The sequence below is a fragment of the Clostridium sp. 1001283B150225_161107_B6 genome, from assembly GCF_015556325.1.
Classification (GTDB): Bacteria; Bacillota; Clostridia; order Lachnospirales; family Lachnospiraceae; genus Enterocloster.
Genome location: NZ_JADNMD010000006.1, coordinates 283,453 through 300,291 on the forward strand (window position 1 = coordinate 283,453; position 16,839 = coordinate 300,291).

Consider the following 16,839-nt stretch of genomic DNA (forward strand, 5'->3'; position numbering starts at 1 on the left):
CCTACACTGCCTCCTTAAGCGTCTGAGTCTGAATGACGGTTTTCGTCACATCCACCTTATCAGCCTCCATTATCAGCTCCTTAATATTACCGGCCTGTATTTTTCCTCCCATGGGGTTTAATACACTGTCAATGGTATTGCTCACCTGGACATCCACAGTGGAGTATTCAAAGGCCAGCGTGGTATTCAGCAGACGGCAGTTCTTCATCACCAGGTTATCAATGTAGCACATGCCCTGATTGCTCTCAATGGTGCAGTTGATAAGGGTGAGGTTTTTTGCATTCCAGCCTAAATATTCACCGGATATAAAGGAGTCATAGACCGTTACATTCTCGCTGTTCCAGAATGCATCCTTGGACAGCATTCTGGCATTGTGGATTTCCACATTTTTCACCCCGTCAAAGGAATAATTTCCTGTCAGCCGGAACCCGTCAATCACCATGTTGCTGCTGTTCATGGCATAATAATCACCTTTCGCAATGACATGGTTCATTTCAACCCGGTCGCAGTTCCACAGGGTCTCGCCTGCGTTCGGCATGGTTACCCCGGAAAGCTTGATGCCGTTAGTCCTTCGGAATGTTTTAGGAGCATCAATGGTACAATTTTTCATGGAAATATTTTCAGTGTACCAGATTCCGGCGCGTCCCATCTCAAACAGCACGCAGTCCTCCATCTGAATGTCACGGCTGTACCACAGCGGATACTTCCATTTGAACATGCTGCCGTACAATTCAATATTGCGGCTCTCTTTTAATGGGGATTCCCCATCTGCAAAGGTTGTATCGTAAATTTTCAAATCGCTCCCCTGGAATAATGCTCTCTCCCCTGTTAAAAATTTCTGTGTAATTACCCTCATTTTACCGTTCCTTTCTTTCAATACCATTCTGAACCGGCTGACATTCCAGACAGCCGGTTCCTGTCCTTGTTGCTCTGTCTTTTTCCTTGTTACTCTGTCTTTTCATGTGGTAAACCAGATAGTCCAGACAGTCGATTTTCTTCTCATTTTCATGAACCTCATTCAGCAGGGACTTTCTGTGTGTTTCCAGCAGTTTAAACTGTTTTTGCTTTTCTCCTGCCGCTTCCAGCTCCATGAACTGTTCCACGGTCGTTCCATCACATCCTGCATCCTTCAGATTCCGGACCAGGGTATTGATTTTGCCTTTGTCATCTGCCATAACCTCACCTCTCTTACATTCATTATAGGTTACAGCATATGGAATATCAAATGCCTATATTAAATATTATTTTATGCTTATAAGGCATGGATAACCAAGCATTTTAACCCTTTTAATCCGCTTGGATAATCCGCTTTATTATCATTCTTTTTAGTTATGTCTGCATATTCAAAATAACTATTTGCTATTTTACTTCAAATCCGATAGGATACATTTGAAACGGTCATGACCTTCCTATCAACCAAACCATATGAGGAGGAATACACAAATGGATGCAGTGAAAAAATCCGTTACTGTTTTATTGACTTTTACAATGGCTGCCTTCTGTACAGCCTGCACTTCAAAAACAAATCCCCCAGCCTCCGGCACAGCCGCGCAGAATGAACGTGAAGATTACTATATTTTTGACTTAAATGAAGGAATTACAAGAACCGCTGTCGCATATACCAACCGTTACGGTATAACACTGTCCGGTGATTTGTACACTGCCAGGGATTTAGATACATCCCAATCCTACCCGGCCCTTGTAATCGGACCGCCCTATGGCGGCGTGAAAGAACAAGCCCCCGGTGTATATGCAAATGAACTTGCCGGACGCGGATTTGTTGTGTTGGCCTTTGACCCCTCTTTCAACGGCGAGAGCGGCGGTGAACCCAGGCATGTATCCTCTCCCGATATCTTTACGGAGGATTTCAGCGCCGGGGTGGACTTTCTGGGTACCCTTCCCTATGTGAACCGTGAAAAAATCGGTGCTGTCGGCATCTGCGGCAGCGGCGGCTTTGCCCTGAGTGCGGCCCAGACCGACACCCGCATCAAAGCAGTTGCCACTGCCAGCCTGGTAGACATCAGCAGTGCCGGCGCCGGACTTGATACAGCCTCCTGGAGCGCCATGGCAGACTCCTATTCACAGCAGCGGTGGGCGGATGTTGACAGCGGTGTTCCCCAATATATTCCTACTTTTCCGGAGGAAACAGCTGATTCCATCCCCGTGGGCATGGAGGGAATGGATGCAGAGTTCTACAGTTTCTATGGATTGAAACGGGGACATCATCCGCGCGCAAGAGCTAATTTCACCACTACCAGTTCCGGTGCTTTTATGAATTATCAGCTGCTAAATCATGTTGATATGATTTCCCCGCGTCCTGTTTTGCTGATTGCGGGTGAGAAAGCAATGACGCGCCCTTTAAGTGAAGCAGTCTTTGAGGCAGCCGGAAACGCAAAGGAATTTTATGTGGTTCCTGACGCCAACCATGTAGACCTCTACGATGATACCTCCAAAATCCCCTTTGACAAGCTGGAGGAATTTTTTAAAGAAAACATCTGACGGGAAGCAATCTTCAAACACACGCCAATACTTCAACCAGCCGGAAACCATAGTAGCAGTATCCGTAATTTCAGTATTACTCATATCAGATGCTTATATAGTGCAATCTTCCATACTTGACAGGCATATGAAAACAAACCTATAATAAAGGGGATAACATGTACCGCACATAAGAGACCGGAATACGGTCTCTATGTGCCCATAGCAAGGAGGTCCCACCTTGGACATTCGGGTCTTACGTTACTTTCTGGCTGTTACCAGAGAGGAAAGCATATCAGGAGCAGCGGAAGCTCTCCATATGACACAGCCCACGCTTTCCCGGCAGCTGATGGATTTGGAGGAGGAAATAGGCAAAAAACTGTTAATACGCGGAAACCGCAGAATTTCCCTCACCGAGGAGGGAATGCTCCTGCGCAAGCGGGCAACGGAGATTGTGGATTTGGTAGATAAGACGGAGGCGGAGCTTACAGCGCCGGATGAAGTCATCAGCGGTGATATTTACATTGGAGGCGGTGAAACCGACGCCATGCGTCTCATTGCCAGAATCGCCACGGATTTACAGAAGTCCTTCCCCCATATCCGCTATCACCTGTACAGCGGAAATGCAGACGATGTAACAGAACGGCTGGATAAGGGGCTTCTGGACTTCGGTATCCTCATTGAACCGGCTGACATGAAAAAATATGATTATATTCGCCTGCCCGCCACCGATATCTGGGGGCTTCTGATGCCAAAGGACTGCCCTCTGGCATCCCGCACCGTCATCCGGCCATCGGATGTTTTGGACCTTCCCATCATCACCTCCAATCAGACCATGGTGAGCAATGAGTTCTCCGGCTGGCTGGGTAAGGACTTTGAAAAGCTGAACATCGTTGCCAGCTACAATCTGGTATTTAATGCAGCCCTTATGGCAGAGGAAGGGCTGGGCTATGTCCTGACGCTTGACAGACTGGTGAATACCTCTGAAAACAGCCGTCTGTGCTTTCGTCCGTTATCCCCCAAAATGGAGGTCCACCTGGATATGGTGTGGAAAAAGTATCAGCTATTTTCCAGGGCTGCAGATTGTTTTCTGAGCAAGGCCCAGGAAATCTTTTATGGCAGCCTGTAGCATATTGTTTTTACTGCCTGCGTCAATCCACGGATACCAGTTCATATTTTCTGCTTCCCACGCCCATACTCTCCGCATGTTCCAGGGTATGGATTCCAGAAATTCATCCTGAGGCCGTTCCCCCAGGAAGTCAGCCATCTTTCCAGTCAGGTTACGCCCCAGAGCCTCATATACCTTTCTCATGCCCTCCGGGCTGATATCCAACGTGATATAAACTTTTGGTTTAGGCCAGCACGCTTCCACACCCAACGCCGAAAAGACAGGCCTTCACGGCCTGTCTTTCCTGCATAAGGCTGGGTTTACTGTTCAAACCGGATACCGTGGAGCCGGTAAACCTCGTCCAGACTCCGTATCTTGAGAATCAGGCTCTCACCTGTATCCAGATTCCTGATTTTCTCCATATCTTTTTCCGACAGCCTGAAATCATTTATCCTGTAATTCTGTTCAATGCGTTCCCTGTGGACAGACTTTGGTATTGCGATAACTTCTTCCTGCATAAGCCAGCACAGTACTACCTGAGCCGGTGTCTTTCCATAGGCTGTACCGATATCAGACAGAACCTCATGCCTGAATATATTATGATTGCCCTCTGCAAAAGGAGCCCAGGCCATAGTCCTTATACCATATCTCTCCATCATCTTCCGGAGTCCCTTTTGCTGACAGAACGGATGCATTTCCATCTGATTCACAGCCGGTACCATGTCATGGCTCAAAATCAGGTCTGCCAGACGGTCCTCCTGGAAATTGCAGACCCCGATTGCCTTAACCCGTCCCGCACGGTAAAGTTCCTCCATTGCCCGCCAGCTTCCATGGTAATCCCCGTAAGGCATATGGATGAGATATAAATCCAGATAATCCGTTTGCAGATTCTCCAATGTTTTCTCAAAGGATGCCATGGTTCTGTCATAGCCGGCATCCTGAATCCATACCTTTGAGACAAGAAACACTTCATTCCTGGCAATGCCGCTGTCCGCCACCGCCTGTCCCACTGCCCTCTCATTTCCATAACAGGCAGCCGTATCAATCATACGGTATCCTGTCTCCAGCGCACTCAGCACACTTTCCCTGCACTGCTCCTGGCTGGTAATCTGAAACACGCCGAATCCCAGCCGGGGCATCTCCGCCCCATGATTCAAATGTATTCTTTCCATCTTCGCACCTCGCCTGTTATTGCTAAATCCGTTACTCTCCATGGTCATTCCGGTTACTCCTATTCCAATACAGCGAATCCAATCTCGGCTAATCCAATCACAGCTATTCCAATTATAGCGGTCCCAGTCACAACGGTCCCAATCACAGCGGTTCCGCGGCAATCTCAATGGTTCCGCTTAAACTTTCAATTAAATCCTCTCCTGAAACCGCCTCTCCCAGTTCATACAGACTGCTGCCCCTGCCAAAATAGTCATAGAACATGACAACATCTCCCCAAGGTTCATAGTAGGCCAGTGTTCCCTTTTCAGCATCCGCCAGCGGTGTGTTCGCCGTATGAAGCTTTTGGGGAGGATAAAATACCTTCTCATTGGTGCTGAAATTTTCCACTTCCAGTGTCAGAGGAAGCTGCGCATATAAATCCTTTGCTGCCTGGCTGTCGTTCAGCCGGTAGACAATTGTATCCCCATCAGCAGATATGTAAATCATCATTTCCATTTCACCTTTCGTTTCAGTCTCTTCCCGATATTCGTCCGCCGTACCGGCTGTCTCACCTGGTCCATGCGCCTTCACACCCGGATTAACCGGCGCATCTGTCCCCGGCTGAACAGTTTCCCTCACGGCTGTTTCCCCCATGTCTGACAAACCATCGGCAGCCTCAGCCCGGCTTCCGCAGCCCCATGTGGATAAAACCAGCACAAGGGTGCATAAAAATGGTGCTGTTTTTCTCATTTTACTTCACCTGCCTTTTTCTTAAGCAATTCCCTCTGTTCCAATTTCCGGATAATATAGTCAATGCAGTCCACCCTTTTCTGGGTTTCATGTAAATCATTCATCAGGGACTGGCGCTGCCTGCTTAGAAGCCTTATCTGGTCCCTGGTACGGCTCTCCTGTCCATAAGCCAGAAACAGTTCTGTCATCCTGTCATCACACCCGCAGTCCTTAAGACATTGTACTGTCTCTTCTGCACAAACCTGGTATCCAATCATTTTTTTCACCCCTTTTCTGCTTCCTGCTTATATACTATAGCAGCTATTTTAAAATAGCAAATAGTTATATAGAATGAAATATCATAGTTTAAACGCATACTTTATCTGTACGGCATTGACCGCAATGCCTCTTTCCTGTTATGATGGAAGGAATGAAACGTCAACTCCCCAAAAGAGGTAATCCAATGATTGAAACACGACTGCTTTACTACTTTCTGGCCATAGCAAGGGAACAGAGTATCACAAAAGCGGCTGAAACCCTGCATATCACCCAGCCAACCCTATCCAAACAAATGATGGAATTAGAAGCTCAGCTTGGCAGGCAGCTTATAATACGCGGAAAGAAAAAAGTCACCCTGACGGAAGACGGAGCCTACCTAAGGGGCCAGGCCCAGGAAATGATGAACCTGATGGAAAAAACAGAATCCGCTTTTCACGGAGAGGAAGAATTGGTTACCGGCGACATCTATATGGGATGCGGTGAAACCCCTGCCATGGAATTCATTACACAAATCTTCCGTAAAATCCAGACCGACTATCCGCACATACATTTTCACATCCACAGCGGTGATGCCGACGCAGTGATGGAACGGTTAGACAAGGGACTGCTGGATATAGGGCTGCTGTTAGGGCCCATGCAGCATGAGAAATATGACTATATGAGCTTGGGTAAACGTGATATCTTCGGCCTGCTGATACCGCGGGACTGCCCGCTTGCAGAAAAACCGGCAGTCTCATTGGATGATTTGCAGGACATCCCCCTTATCTTTCCGGAACAGACCTACAGCGGCCACCAGCGGCTTGAATGGTTTGGAGCTGACTATGATTCCCTGAATATTGCGGCAACCTACAATCTGATTTACAATGCAACCTTCATGGTAGAGCAGGGAATCGGGTATGCGTTCTGTTTGGGAAATCTGGTAAATACAGAAGGAAACCGCAACCTGACCTTCCGCCCCTTTTCACCGCCCCTGACCGTGGACCTGTTCATTGTAACGAAAAAATACCAGACCTTTTCCCCTGCTGCGAAGGTGTTTTTGAACCGGCTGAGGGAAGAGCTGGGTAAATAAGGATGCCAATGCGTCTGCACTTCTTTTTTTACAACAAAAAACGGGCTGGACAAAACAGCTGATGAATCAGCCGTTCTGCAGCACAGCCCCTTTATCTGTGTATCACTCATGCTTCTGAAGCCTGCATCAAAGCCATCTTTGCATGAAGTCTTGTCTGGAACTGGTCAATGATAACTGCAAGTATGATAATCACACCCTTAATGACCTTCTGCCAGAATTCTGATACACCAATCATAATCATTCCGTCATTGATGACACCTATGACGAATGCTCCTATGATGGTTCCTCCTATGGTCCCGATTCCTCCTGACATGGAGGTCCCTCCCAGAACCACTGCTGATATGGCATTCATCTCCCATCCGTCTCCTGAGGAAGGATTGGCTGCGGTCAGTTGGGCAGTCGTTATAAGACCTACCACCGCTGCACATATGCCGGAAAACATGTACACCATGGTCATTACCCGGTTTACCTTGATTCCCGAGAGTTCTGAAGCTCTGCGGTTACCTCCTACGGAAAATATATGCCAGCCCAGGGGGGTGAACTTCAGAATGAGCATGGCAACAGCAGCTATGGCAAAAAACAGGAACACCACAACAGGAATTCCACCTGCTGAACTTCCAAGACGATTGAAACCTGTATTCCCCAGCACCTGTTCGCCCGCTATATTGGAATAAGTGGCGCCGTTGGTTCGCAGCATTGCCAGTCCTCGGGCAATGTTCATCATTCCAAGAGTAGCAATAAATGGGGCCACATTAAATTTTGTTATGATAGTTCCGTTTATCCACCCTAAAAATCCCCCCAACAGCATTGTAATAAAGATAATGGCCGGCACATCAAAGTACAGAGTCACCCCCAGCGCTTTTACAGGAAGTCCGTCAACGATAAGGCCGCCTGCAATCATACCAACCAACCCCACAATGGCACCCACAGACAGGTCAATACCGCCTGTAATAATAACATAGGTCATCCCCACCCCTATGATGCCGTATAATGCCACATGTTTTACAATTGTGATGATGCTTGAGACGCTCAGAAATGCCGGTGATTTAAAGCCAAAAAATAATATCAGCAAAATAAGCACAAAGAAGGTCCGGCCCCTCAGCAGGTTCATCACCAGTTTATTCTTATTCATCCTATTCATAACATTCACCGTACCTTTCAACCAGAATAATGATGTCCTCTATAAGAAGCCAGGACCAGATTGTCATTTGTGATTTCATCGCCTGTAAATTCTCCCGTCAAAGTTCCGTTGGAAATAACGATTATCCGGTCGGCAATCGCAATTATTTCATTCAGTTCAGAGGATATTACGATAGTGGACAGACCATTTTCAGCCATTCTCTGGACAATTTCAAACACCTCTGTCTTGGCGCCTATATCAATCCCTCTGCTGGGCTCATCTAAAAGGAATATTTTGGGTTCTGTCAGGAGTCCCTTTCCTATCACTACCTTTTGCTGATTGCCTCCTGAAAGAGAGAGAATAGGCAAATTTCTGTCTGAAACCTTAATCCGGATATCCTGAATCTGCCGGTGTACAGCCTCCTGTTCTTTTTTCAAATCTATAAAACCATATTTCCTCAGCCTCTTTACAACTGACAGGGATATATTCCGTCCAATGTCCAATGTCTGCACAAGCCCTTCCCTCTGCCGGTCCTCCGGCACAAGCGCAAAACCATTGTTTATCTGGGAGGAAATATCTTTTATATTAAGTATGTTTCCCTCAACTTTTATGGTTCCTGTATGTTCAGGCCGGAGTCCCATAAGACACTCAAAAATCTCAGTCCTTCCAGACCCTAAAAGGCCATATATACCTAAAACTTCTCCTTTTTTCAGTTTGAAAGTAATATCCTTTAGCAGATAACCTCCTCCCTGCTTTGGCAGGGTAAGCCCTTCCACCTCCAATATGTCCTGCGCATTGTCATAGTCCATCCGCCCCGTCTTTCGCTGGTAGCCTTTTTCCTTTCCCGTCATATACCTTATGATTTGTGGTATATCTATTTCATTTAAATCCTTGTGAGCCACCAGTCTGCCATTTCTGAAAATAGTCACATTATCACCAATGCGCATAATTTCTTCCAGACGGTGAGAAATATACACAATCGCAATGCCCGCTTTTAGCAAATCCCTCATAATGTCAAACAGAGCTTCCACCTCCTGGGCACTAAGAGAGGATGTAGGTTCATCCATAATGAGAATCCTCAGATTCTCCTGTGCCAGGTTCCTTGCTATTTCAATCATCTGCTGCTGACCCACGCGCAAATCCCGGACCAGCGTATCTGACTTAATAGGATATTTTAACTGCTCCAGAATCTTCTGCGCCTCGTCCATGTGCTTTCTGTTGTCCAATACCACTCTGGCTCTCGTATGTTCATTATTCATAAAAATGTTTTGATAAACGTTCAGATTCGGAAACAGGCTGAGTTCCTGATGGATGATGGCAATGCCATGGCTTCTGGCATCCGTGGTATCCTTAAACCTCACTTCTTTTCCATCCAATATGATTGAGCCGGCTGTAGGTGTTTCTATACCTGCTATGATTTTCATCAGGGTTGACTTACCAGCGCCATTTTCACCAATCAGTACATTCACTTTTCCTTTTTCTATGTCAAAAGAAACATTGTCCAGTGCCCTGGTACCCGGATATTCTTTTGTTATATTTTTTGCGCTTAAGATTGTGTCCCCCACGCCCACCGCCTCCTCTGTCATTCTTCCTCCAATAAAACAGGTGTTATCAGCAGCGTATCATCCTTTTCGTAAGTAAAACATCCGTAAAACCCGATTTTCTTTCCCCTAAGATGTTCTATATCAACCGGCTGAACCACGTGCTCCAGGATATATCTGTTAATTTCTTTTGACACCCGGGCAAACTCAATCTGGTCAGCATAATGATTGACATCCAGAAAGCTCAGGTAATCCCGGACGGTTGTCTTTTTAAATACCGGCCCAATCTGGATACATATACGTTCCTGACCATCATATCCGTCCAGCTTTACCTCCAGGTATCCGGCTTTCACCTCATCATGGACCTCCTCAACCGTTCCTGTCCCATAAACTGCATAATTCAATTCCCCGCTGTCTCCCATAGTAAAGCGGCCATATTCTCCTGCCAGCTTTTTTAAGTCCCCTTCTGAACGTTTCAGGAAATCCGCCAGTGCAACTGCCTGTTCCTTAACTTCCGGTACTGCCTGCGTATCCCAGAATCCCGGGACATCCAGAGATTCTTCAAACGCTACCTTTCCTGTAAGAGCGTCCTCCTCCCCCATTTTAACTACCTTGACGCATCCGGTAGCTGCCACCATGAAAGAACATAGTATGAAGTAAATATACAGACGTCTCATATCAATCTCCATTCCGCCGCCGATATCCGCGGCACCTGCCTCCTCTATTTCAGGACAGAGGCGCAATTATACGCCTCTGCCATTCTTCCTGTTCTCTTTTACTCCTCTGAATAAACAAACTGCTTTAAGTATTTTGCATTATCAGCTGTTATAGCCCGGCAGTCAATCAATTGTTTTTCCGAATCCAGCCCTGTGCTCCCTGTCTTCAGATAATCGTCCAAAATACCGACTGCCTGTTCTGCCATAAGCGCAGCCTGCTGAAGAGCGGTGGCAGTCATATCCCCGGCCATAATGGCGTCCCTGGCCTCATCAGAACCATCTACTGAAATAATAACCGCATCTGTTTTTCCGGCTGCTTTGCAGGCCGCTGCCGCCCCCAATGCCATAGGGTCATTTCCGCATATCACCCCTGAGATATCCGGATGCGCCTGAAGCATGGTTTCCATCTTTTCATAAGCAGTTGTCTGTTCCCAGTTTGCAGTCTCCTGAGCAACCATTTCAAGCCCATCATACTGGTCTATTACATCATGGAATCCCTGGGAACGAACGATACATGCTGTCTCTGTTTCCTTGCCCAGAAGTTCAGCGTACTTCCCTTCTTCTCCCATAGCCTCCACAAATACCTCTGCAACAGCCTGGGCCCCCTGGTAGTTATTAGATACAAGCTGGGCAATAGCCACTCCATCTGCCGCCAGCTCCCTGTCAATGATTACGGTGGGCACACCGGCCTCTCCGGCTTTTTTCACAGCTTCCACAGAACCTTCCGCGCCGGCATTATCCAGAATAATACCGGCCGCTTTATCAGCGATGGCTGTTTCTATAATCTCAGACTGTACTGTCAGGTCGTCATCATGGGAGACACATTTTACCTGGTATCCAAGTTTTTCAGCCGTTTCCTGAGCTACTCTGGCTTCGGTCTCAAACATGGGAGTGGCATAAGAGGCAGTTATTACATAAATCAAGTTAGAGCCGCTTCCCTTGGCCTGTCCCGTCTCCGATACATTCTCTGTTGTCTCATCTTCCTTTGAATCTCCCTCTGTGACTGCAGGAGCTGCTGACTCTTTCGATGCCCCGGTTGTTTCCTGTACCTGCTTTGCCGCACATCCGGATAAAACAGATGCAAATATAGCCATACTCAATATTACAGATATATGTTTCTTCATATTCTTCTCCTCCTCATTCAGAAGCCGGATTCCTTTGAATCATCCATTTTTCACCAATTACTTTATAACCCCAATGCCACAATGAAAACCACCTTTACCATATCCCCGGTGTAATTAATGCATTTATACCGTGTTTTTTCCGGCAGAAAAACATACTCTTTCTCATGTACTTCATATACGTCATGAACGTCCGGAAGCAGGAAAGTGACACATCCCTTCTCCACATAAAACACCGCATCACCTTCATGACTGTCATATTCCGTCTGCCGTGGCCCGACACCGCCGGCGGGAATCTGTAATACTCCCATATGCACACAATCGCTGCTGGCCCGGAAACTTAACAGAACAGGGGTCTTATCTCCGCTTACCACTTTCAATGAACTGTCGTCCGTAACCTTTGTAAATTCCCCGGTCCGCCTTGCTTCTTCCCAATCCACGGGAAAAGCGCCTAATTCATGGATTGTCATAGTCTACCTCCCAGCTCTTTCCTTATATTTATACCGCTTCATTTCCTTATCATAACTGAGGGGCGGGCCATTCTCGTCCCAAATCTTAGGGGCAATTACAAACAATATCAAAACATCTGTATTTGTAAAATTATAGGCTTTATGGGGTGCCCCCTTTGGCATAATAACCGATTCCCCCTGTGAGATTTCCACAACCTGTCCCAGTTCCGGGTTAAACATGGTAACAGACCCCTCCAATATGTAGTAAATCTCATCTCCTGCGTGGACATCCACCGGATTAAAAGTACTTCCTGGTGCCAGCCTGTATTCCCCTACGGTCATGTCTTCTGTACTAGCAATCAGGTAATTCAAATCACTGGATTCCGGGAACTCTTCTGTATAAATGAACAGTTTGAGTTTATCCCTCGTCAGATGAATCGGCCTCTTTTCAGAAGGCCTAAAGGGGAAATTACAGAAATATGGTGCGCGTTCAGACATAAAAATCCTCCCTTCGTAAATTAATTTAATATAATTTATAACTTTATAAATTAATTTTACTAAGGAAGGTCGTATTTGTCAATATTGTATGCTATTTTCTACATTTATATCAATTTGTTGTACATATTTTTGTTCTCAATGACGAGGGGCATGCCTCTAAATAGGTCTTTTTCTAAAATAAATTTATAAAATGTTAGCTACGGATTCCCTCTCCACCAATTCCACACAAACCTCTACTTTTACATAAGACTCAATGTGGTTGGCCATTTGGTCTATCTTATTAACCAAAAGCTCAATGGCCTCTCCGCCAAACCTGGTTCTGGGAATTCTGACAGTGGTAATGGAAGGTTCGGCCAGCATGCAAATTGGCCTGTCGTCAAATCCCACAATGGATATATCCTGTGGTATACGCATACCCGCCGCCTGCATGGCCTTCATGGCGCCATAGGCCACAAGGTCATTTTCAGTAAGAAAAGCTGTGGGAAGCTCAACCCGGCTGTTTAATACATTCTGCATTCCAAGACAAGCCGGCTGTTCAGGATAACCGATATCAAAACAATATCGTTCAGTGCCGGTGATACCAAACTTTGTCAAAGCCCGGAAATAACATTCCCTCCGCTCTGAAAAGCTGACGATATTAACTCCGCTACCCAGATATCCAATCTTTCTATGGCCCTTATCCACCAGTGATTTTACAAGTGCATATGTCCCCTGCTCGTTATTGACAGTGACTGAATTAATGTTCCTGTCCAGATAATAATTATCAAGAAGTACAATGGGAACCCCCAGCTCAAGGAAAGGATTTACGTCATCATCCAGCATCTCCGTAGCAAAAATAACATATCCCTTGCACCCGGCAGCTTTGATATATTCAATCTGGTCATCCATATTCGTTTTTCGTTTAACGTTAATGACAAGCAGCCGGTAACCACGCTGTTTTGCCGTGGACTCTAATCCGTTTAATATGAGAGGAAAAAAGGGGGACTGCTCCATAAGCTCTCCTCCTCTGGTATAAATAATAAAGCCTATGCTCTCCGCCGCCCCCTCCCACTCCTGGATTTTTGCAGCCGTACCTGCCTCATCACCAGTCTCAGGGGGGGCAAACATGTACTGCAGCCCCATCCCGCATATCTTATCCGTCAGTTCTTTTCTGGTTTTCTCGCTCAATCCCGCTTTGCGGTTCAGCACCAGGGATATGGTTGCCTGGGATACTCCCAGCATCTCAGCCAGTTCCTTTGCTCTTATTGCCATTTCTGCCCACCTCTTTACCGATTTATAAATTTATAGTAACATATTATAAAATATTTTACAATAATTTATAAATTATATTTACAAAAGACGCTTCCAGCAGCCAGCCGCTCCAGCAAAAAAGGTATCTCCCTGCAATCTTCTGCCATTAAGTCTCCGTCCCCAAACTCCTCCTCGTTTCCATACCCATACCTGCATCCGATGAATCCCGCCTGATTGGCCATTGCAGCCTCTCTGTCATAGAAACGGTCACCTACCATGCAGCACCAGTCCGCGCCTGTCCGGTCCATCAGTACACCCAGACTGTCTGCCTTATCCTCCTTATGGGTAAGGCCCTGTATATAATCAAAATACTCCCTTATAGCAAGCGTCCCCAGCACATCCTCTAATTCGTCTTCCTTTGCATTGGAACAGATTGCCACAACATATCCCTGTCTCTTCAGCTCCCCAAGCATCCCAGGCACTCCGGGATAGGTCTGCGCCCTCTCATGCATAAGAGGAATCCAATGCCTCTCCACTGCCCGGTAAAAGCGTCTGAAGGTTTCCTCGCTGTCATCTCCCAGAAAAAACATGCTGTCCTCCCGGAAGGGGGCGCCAAACCTGGAACGTATCACCCGCTCCGGGACATGGCCCGCCCCCAGCTCCTTAAGGGCCTCCTTATAAGCGGCTACTGCGTATGTATGGGTCATGTTCAGCGTCCCATCCAAATCAAATGCCACCAGTCTTGTCTTTTCCCTTGTTTTTCCACTTCTCCCTCTTTTAGAAAATTCCAATCCAGCACCCCGCAATGCAGATTACAAAAATGCCCAGTATAATGGCAATGGTCTTTACATTCCGGTTAAACAGCCAGACACAAAGGAAGGTGGCTCCCAGAGGAAGGAGTCCGGGAAAAATCTGGTCAAAGATGGACTGCAGGGTAGTCTCTGTGCCGGAAAGATTAAAGGTCAGGGAGGTCTGCAGCGTCACCATGGTTCCTATCATGGCTCCGATAACCGTAAGTCCCAGTATGGAGGCCCCGTAGGATAGCTTTTCAATCAGATGGTTTTCCGCTGAGTGTTCCAGGAATCTGGTTCCCATCTTGTAGCCGGCATTGCCGGTAATGTACTTGGTGAGAAAATGGATTGCCGTATACAGGAAGAAATACAGAAGCGCTCCCAGTATGCTGCCCTGCTGGGCAAAAGCAATGCCGATACCGGCAGTTATGACACGGAATGTACCCCAGAAAAAGGAGTCGCCTATACCGGACAAGGGTCCCATGAGTCCTACCTTCAGGTTATTGATGGACTCCTTGTCAAAGTTCTCCGTCCTGGCACATTCCTGCTCCATTGCAACAGAAAGGTCAATGACAAAAGGCGATACATGGGGCGTGATATTAAATGTCTCTGTGTGCCGGTGCAGCGCCTCGAAATAATCATCGTCCTCCGGATAAATCTTCCTCAGGGGCTTTTCCATGGAATACATGAATCCGTAGGCCATCATCTTATCAAAGGACCAGGAGGACTGCATGGTAAAGCTTCTCCAGAACACACTGCGCAAATCCTTCTTTGTTATGAGGGAAGTTTCTTTTGTCTCCTGCATTTAAAAATCCTCCTCTTCTTCAAACTTCAAATTTCCCACGGCAATCAGCGCCATACACAATCCGGCCACAGCAACTCCAATCACATCCATTTTAATGTACATGACCGCTATGAAACCCAGGAACAGATAGGGCATCAGCTTTTTATTGCCCATCATCTTAATCAGAAGCGCAAGTCCCACACAGGACAGCACGCCTGCCGCCACATCAAATCCATCCAGCACGACCTGAGGAATCAGCTTAATGACAGCATTGATGCTGCCCGCGCCAAAATACATGGCAAAGAACACCAAAAGCATGGACGGAACCCCCACCATCAGAGGCAGCGTAATGAGATGCCACATATTGGCTCTTCTTAAATTTCTCTGGGCCAGGGCCTTCTCAATCTGTTTTCCTCCCCAGCTGGCGCCTATGGCATAACAGCCGTTTCTCCACATCTGCAGGAATATGGACAGAGGCAGAGCCAATGCAACGGCTGTCCCCACGCCCTCCCCGCTTTGGATGGCAATGGCTGTCCCCAGTACGCTGGAGGCGTATACCTCCGGCGGGGTTGCACTTCCTACCATGATGGAGCCCATAAACATCAGTTCCAGCGTGGCGCCTATCATAATTCCGGCCTGGAAATCCCCCAGAATCAAACCCACGATAGGCGCGGTGAACAGCGGACGTCCCATCATGGATGCCCCAAATGTATATTCGTCAATGGCAGCTAAAAAGGCCACGATTGACACCAGTATTGCCTGAAGCATAATCCTTCTCCCTTCACTGTCTTCTAATCTAATTGATTTTCTCACATATGCGTTATATCAGTATTTCTGTCCCCTATATCAGCGTCATTGCGTCCGTCTCTTTATCCGTAGGCACTGCCCGGCATTCCACAACCGCCCCGGCCTGGGCCATGGCGAGGATATTCCGGACATCATGGTCATCTACAGCCAATGAATGGGTGATGATTCTGCGGTCCCCGGTCTTTTTCATATTGCCGAGATTAATGTGGTTCACATCCTTGACATTCTCCACCAGCCTCAGTGCATCATCCGTGTTGCCCACAATGACAAATACCTTATACTTATCCGTCTTGGTACCATTTAACAGGGCAATGGCATCCGGCACAGACTTTATGGAAAACTTGATTCCCGCCGGCGCTGCCAGCTTAAGGGTGGTGGCCCGCAGCTTATCAGCCGCCGCCTCGTCGTTTACAACCAGTATGCAGTCAGCCCCCAATGAATTGGTCCAGGCAAATGCCACCTGGCCATGTACCAGTCTCTCATCTACTCTTGTAATCTTAATCATGCGAAATCCTCCTCACTTTCTTCTGATACCTGCTTCATCAGGTCATTGATGAACACACACCCTTCCCTGGCTGCCTGTATACCCTGCTGAATCAATTCTTCTGTGTCCACGGCGCTTTCCAGCATGGGAACCATGGCCAGCAGCATAGGGGCATTTACACCTGCCAGGACGTAAACCCCCGGATGGGAGAGCTGCCCGGAGAAAGCATTGGCCACACTGCCGCCCAGCACATCTGTCAGGACAATCAGCTCATCCCCGTCTTCCATTTCCGCTACGGCAGAGGCCGCTTCCCTGTCCATATCAAAATCCGGGGTGGTATATGCGCTCAGGACACCTACCTTCTCATTTTCGCCCAGGACAAAATTCATGGTCTGCTTTAGTCCTCCGGCAAACTCACCGTGGGTTGCAATTAATATCTTTCTCATGGGGCACTCTCCTTTACCTGATTCATCATTCCGGTTA

General features: G+C 47.2%; 20 protein-coding genes. 3 read left to right on the forward strand and 17 right to left on the reverse strand.

Annotated elements, in window-relative coordinates:
- Position 1: 1 nt before the first annotated feature.
- On the reverse strand, positions 2 to 856 hold the full coding sequence (locus tag I2H39_RS16275) for a DUF3737 family protein (RefSeq protein ID WP_195627002.1): 855 nt from the start codon (positions 854 to 856) through the stop codon (positions 2 to 4).
- A gap of 1 nt (position 857) precedes the next feature.
- Positions 858 to 1,175, reverse strand: coding sequence for a hypothetical protein (locus I2H39_RS16280; RefSeq protein ID WP_319638385.1), 318 nt, complete (start codon positions 1,173 to 1,175; stop codon positions 858 to 860).
- A gap of 268 nt (positions 1,176 to 1,443) precedes the next feature.
- On the opposite strand from I2H39_RS16280, the gene I2H39_RS16285 reads away from it, so the two are divergent.
- Positions 1,444 to 2,499 carry an alpha/beta hydrolase gene (locus I2H39_RS16285; RefSeq protein WP_138309455.1) on the forward strand — a complete coding sequence of 352 codons (1,056 nt, stop codon included), beginning with the start codon at positions 1,444 to 1,446 and terminating at the stop codon, positions 2,497 to 2,499.
- A 220-nt stretch (positions 2,500 to 2,719) separates the two neighbouring features.
- Positions 2,720 to 3,607: a LysR family transcriptional regulator gene (locus I2H39_RS16290; protein WP_195627003.1), complete on the forward strand. Its 888-nt coding sequence runs from the start codon at positions 2,720 to 2,722 to the stop codon at positions 3,605 to 3,607.
- 299 nt (positions 3,608 to 3,906) lie between these two features.
- On the opposite strand, the gene I2H39_RS16295 is transcribed toward I2H39_RS16290, so the two are convergent.
- The 3 genes from I2H39_RS16295 to I2H39_RS16305 all read right to left on the reverse strand — a co-directional run bounded on the left by I2H39_RS16295 (position 3,907) and on the right by I2H39_RS16305 (position 5,745).
- On the reverse strand, positions 3,907 to 4,758 hold the full coding sequence (locus I2H39_RS16295) for an aldo/keto reductase (protein ID WP_195627004.1): 852 nt from the start codon (positions 4,756 to 4,758) through the stop codon (positions 3,907 to 3,909).
- Positions 4,759 to 4,900: 142 nt separating this feature from the next.
- Positions 4,901 to 5,488 carry a cyclophilin-like fold protein gene (locus I2H39_RS29240; protein ID WP_227146648.1) on the reverse strand — a complete coding sequence of 196 codons (588 nt, stop codon included), beginning with the start codon at positions 5,486 to 5,488 and terminating at the stop codon, positions 4,901 to 4,903.
- The gene (locus I2H39_RS16305) at positions 5,485 to 5,745 is read right to left on the reverse strand and encodes a hypothetical protein (RefSeq protein ID WP_207746832.1); all 261 of its coding nucleotides are present in this window, start codon (positions 5,743 to 5,745) and stop codon (positions 5,485 to 5,487) included. The genes I2H39_RS29240 and I2H39_RS16305 overlap by 4 nt, the downstream gene beginning before the upstream one ends.
- A gap of 185 nt (positions 5,746 to 5,930) precedes the next feature.
- Here I2H39_RS16305 and I2H39_RS16310 point away from each other — a divergent pair, with 185 nt between their 5' ends.
- Positions 5,931 to 6,815 (forward strand): LysR family transcriptional regulator, encoded by an 885-nt coding sequence (locus I2H39_RS16310; RefSeq protein WP_178331980.1) that lies wholly within the window; start codon positions 5,931 to 5,933, stop codon positions 6,813 to 6,815.
- 106 nt (positions 6,816 to 6,921) lie between these two features.
- On the opposite strand, the gene I2H39_RS16315 is transcribed toward I2H39_RS16310, so the two are convergent.
- From I2H39_RS16315 to I2H39_RS16370, 12 genes are all read right to left on the reverse strand, one after another.
- Positions 6,922 to 7,947, reverse strand: coding sequence for an ABC transporter permease (locus tag I2H39_RS16315; RefSeq protein WP_138309509.1), 1,026 nt, complete (start codon positions 7,945 to 7,947; stop codon positions 6,922 to 6,924).
- 26 nt (positions 7,948 to 7,973) lie between these two features.
- Entirely contained in the window at positions 7,974 to 9,521 is a 1,548-nt protein-coding gene (locus I2H39_RS16320) for a sugar ABC transporter ATP-binding protein (protein ID WP_195627005.1), read from the reverse strand.
- Positions 9,518 to 10,153 carry a DUF2291 domain-containing protein gene (locus tag I2H39_RS16325; protein WP_195627006.1) on the reverse strand — a complete coding sequence of 212 codons (636 nt, stop codon included), beginning with the start codon at positions 10,151 to 10,153 and terminating at the stop codon, positions 9,518 to 9,520. The genes I2H39_RS16320 and I2H39_RS16325 overlap by 4 nt, the downstream gene beginning before the upstream one ends.
- Positions 10,154 to 10,251: 98 nt before the next feature.
- Positions 10,252 to 11,316 (reverse strand): D-ribose ABC transporter substrate-binding protein, encoded by a 1,065-nt coding sequence (locus tag I2H39_RS16330; RefSeq protein ID WP_138309463.1) that lies wholly within the window; start codon positions 11,314 to 11,316, stop codon positions 10,252 to 10,254.
- A gap of 62 nt (positions 11,317 to 11,378) precedes the next feature.
- On the reverse strand, positions 11,379 to 11,783 hold the full coding sequence (locus tag I2H39_RS16335) for a cupin domain-containing protein (RefSeq protein ID WP_138309464.1): 405 nt from the start codon (positions 11,781 to 11,783) through the stop codon (positions 11,379 to 11,381).
- A gap of 3 nt (positions 11,784 to 11,786) precedes the next feature.
- Positions 11,787 to 12,260: a cupin domain-containing protein gene (locus I2H39_RS16340; RefSeq protein WP_138309465.1), complete on the reverse strand. Its 474-nt coding sequence runs from the start codon at positions 12,258 to 12,260 to the stop codon at positions 11,787 to 11,789.
- 183 nt (positions 12,261 to 12,443) lie between these two features.
- Positions 12,444 to 13,511 carry a LacI family DNA-binding transcriptional regulator gene (locus tag I2H39_RS16345; protein WP_138309466.1) on the reverse strand — a complete coding sequence of 356 codons (1,068 nt, stop codon included), beginning with the start codon at positions 13,509 to 13,511 and terminating at the stop codon, positions 12,444 to 12,446.
- Positions 13,512 to 13,576: 65 nt separating this feature from the next.
- Positions 13,577 to 14,281: an HAD hydrolase-like protein gene (locus I2H39_RS16350; RefSeq protein ID WP_227146642.1), complete on the reverse strand. Its 705-nt coding sequence runs from the start codon at positions 14,279 to 14,281 to the stop codon at positions 13,577 to 13,579.
- Positions 14,268 to 15,086 (reverse strand): PTS system mannose/fructose/sorbose family transporter subunit IID, encoded by an 819-nt coding sequence (locus I2H39_RS16355; RefSeq protein ID WP_138309467.1) that lies wholly within the window; start codon positions 15,084 to 15,086, stop codon positions 14,268 to 14,270. Before I2H39_RS16355 ends, I2H39_RS16350 begins: the two co-directional genes overlap by 14 nt.
- Positions 15,087 to 15,833: a PTS sugar transporter subunit IIC gene (locus I2H39_RS16360; protein WP_138309468.1), complete on the reverse strand. Its 747-nt coding sequence runs from the start codon at positions 15,831 to 15,833 to the stop codon at positions 15,087 to 15,089.
- Positions 15,834 to 15,906: 73 nt separating this feature from the next.
- Complete coding sequence (locus tag I2H39_RS16365) at positions 15,907 to 16,377, reverse strand: PTS sugar transporter subunit IIB (protein WP_138309469.1); 471 nt, start codon at positions 16,375 to 16,377, stop codon at positions 15,907 to 15,909.
- Positions 16,374 to 16,802, reverse strand: coding sequence for a PTS mannose transporter subunit IIA (locus I2H39_RS16370; RefSeq protein ID WP_138309470.1), 429 nt, complete (start codon positions 16,800 to 16,802; stop codon positions 16,374 to 16,376). Before I2H39_RS16370 ends, I2H39_RS16365 begins: the two co-directional genes overlap by 4 nt.
- Between the last annotated feature and the right edge of the window lie 37 nt (positions 16,803 to 16,839).

Excerpts from the sequence above, each read along its gene's own strand:
- I2H39_RS16275 (WP_195627002.1), bottom strand. The coding sequence starts at position 856 with ATGAGGGTAATTACACAGAAATTTTTAACAGGGGAGAGAGCATTATTC.
- I2H39_RS16280 (WP_319638385.1), bottom strand. The coding sequence starts at position 1,175 with ATGGCAGATGACAAAGGCAAAATCAATACCCTGGTCCGGAATCTGAAG.
- I2H39_RS16285 (WP_138309455.1), top strand. The coding sequence starts at position 1,444 with ATGGATGCAGTGAAAAAATCCGTTACTGTTTTATTGACTTTTACAATG.
- I2H39_RS16295 (WP_195627004.1), bottom strand. The coding sequence starts at position 4,758 with ATGGAAAGAATACATTTGAATCATGGGGCGGAGATGCCCCGGCTGGGA.
- I2H39_RS29240 (WP_227146648.1), bottom strand. The coding sequence starts at position 5,488 with ATGAGAAAAACAGCACCATTTTTATGCACCCTTGTGCTGGTTTTATCC.
- I2H39_RS16305 (WP_207746832.1), bottom strand. The coding sequence starts at position 5,745 with ATGATTGGATACCAGGTTTGTGCAGAAGAGACAGTACAATGTCTTAAG.
- I2H39_RS16310 (WP_178331980.1), top strand. The coding sequence starts at position 5,931 with ATGATTGAAACACGACTGCTTTACTACTTTCTGGCCATAGCAAGGGAA.
- I2H39_RS16315 (WP_138309509.1), bottom strand. The coding sequence starts at position 7,947 with ATGAATAAGAATAAACTGGTGATGAACCTGCTGAGGGGCCGGACCTTC.
- I2H39_RS16320 (WP_195627005.1), bottom strand. The coding sequence starts at position 9,521 with ATGACAGAGGAGGCGGTGGGCGTGGGGGACACAATCTTAAGCGCAAAA.
- I2H39_RS16325 (WP_195627006.1), bottom strand. The coding sequence starts at position 10,153 with ATGAGACGTCTGTATATTTACTTCATACTATGTTCTTTCATGGTGGCA.
- I2H39_RS16330 (WP_138309463.1), bottom strand. The coding sequence starts at position 11,316 with ATGAAGAAACATATATCTGTAATATTGAGTATGGCTATATTTGCATCT.
- I2H39_RS16335 (WP_138309464.1), bottom strand. The coding sequence starts at position 11,783 with ATGACAATCCATGAATTAGGCGCTTTTCCCGTGGATTGGGAAGAAGCA.
- I2H39_RS16340 (WP_138309465.1), bottom strand. The coding sequence starts at position 12,260 with ATGTCTGAACGCGCACCATATTTCTGTAATTTCCCCTTTAGGCCTTCT.
- I2H39_RS16345 (WP_138309466.1), bottom strand. The coding sequence starts at position 13,511 with ATGGCAATAAGAGCAAAGGAACTGGCTGAGATGCTGGGAGTATCCCAG.
- I2H39_RS16355 (WP_138309467.1), bottom strand. The coding sequence starts at position 15,086 with ATGCAGGAGACAAAAGAAACTTCCCTCATAACAAAGAAGGATTTGCGC.
- I2H39_RS16360 (WP_138309468.1), bottom strand. The coding sequence starts at position 15,833 with ATGCTTCAGGCAATACTGGTGTCAATCGTGGCCTTTTTAGCTGCCATT.
- I2H39_RS16365 (WP_138309469.1), bottom strand. The coding sequence starts at position 16,377 with ATGATTAAGATTACAAGAGTAGATGAGAGACTGGTACATGGCCAGGTG.
- I2H39_RS16370 (WP_138309470.1), bottom strand. The coding sequence starts at position 16,802 with ATGAGAAAGATATTAATTGCAACCCACGGTGAGTTTGCCGGAGGACTA.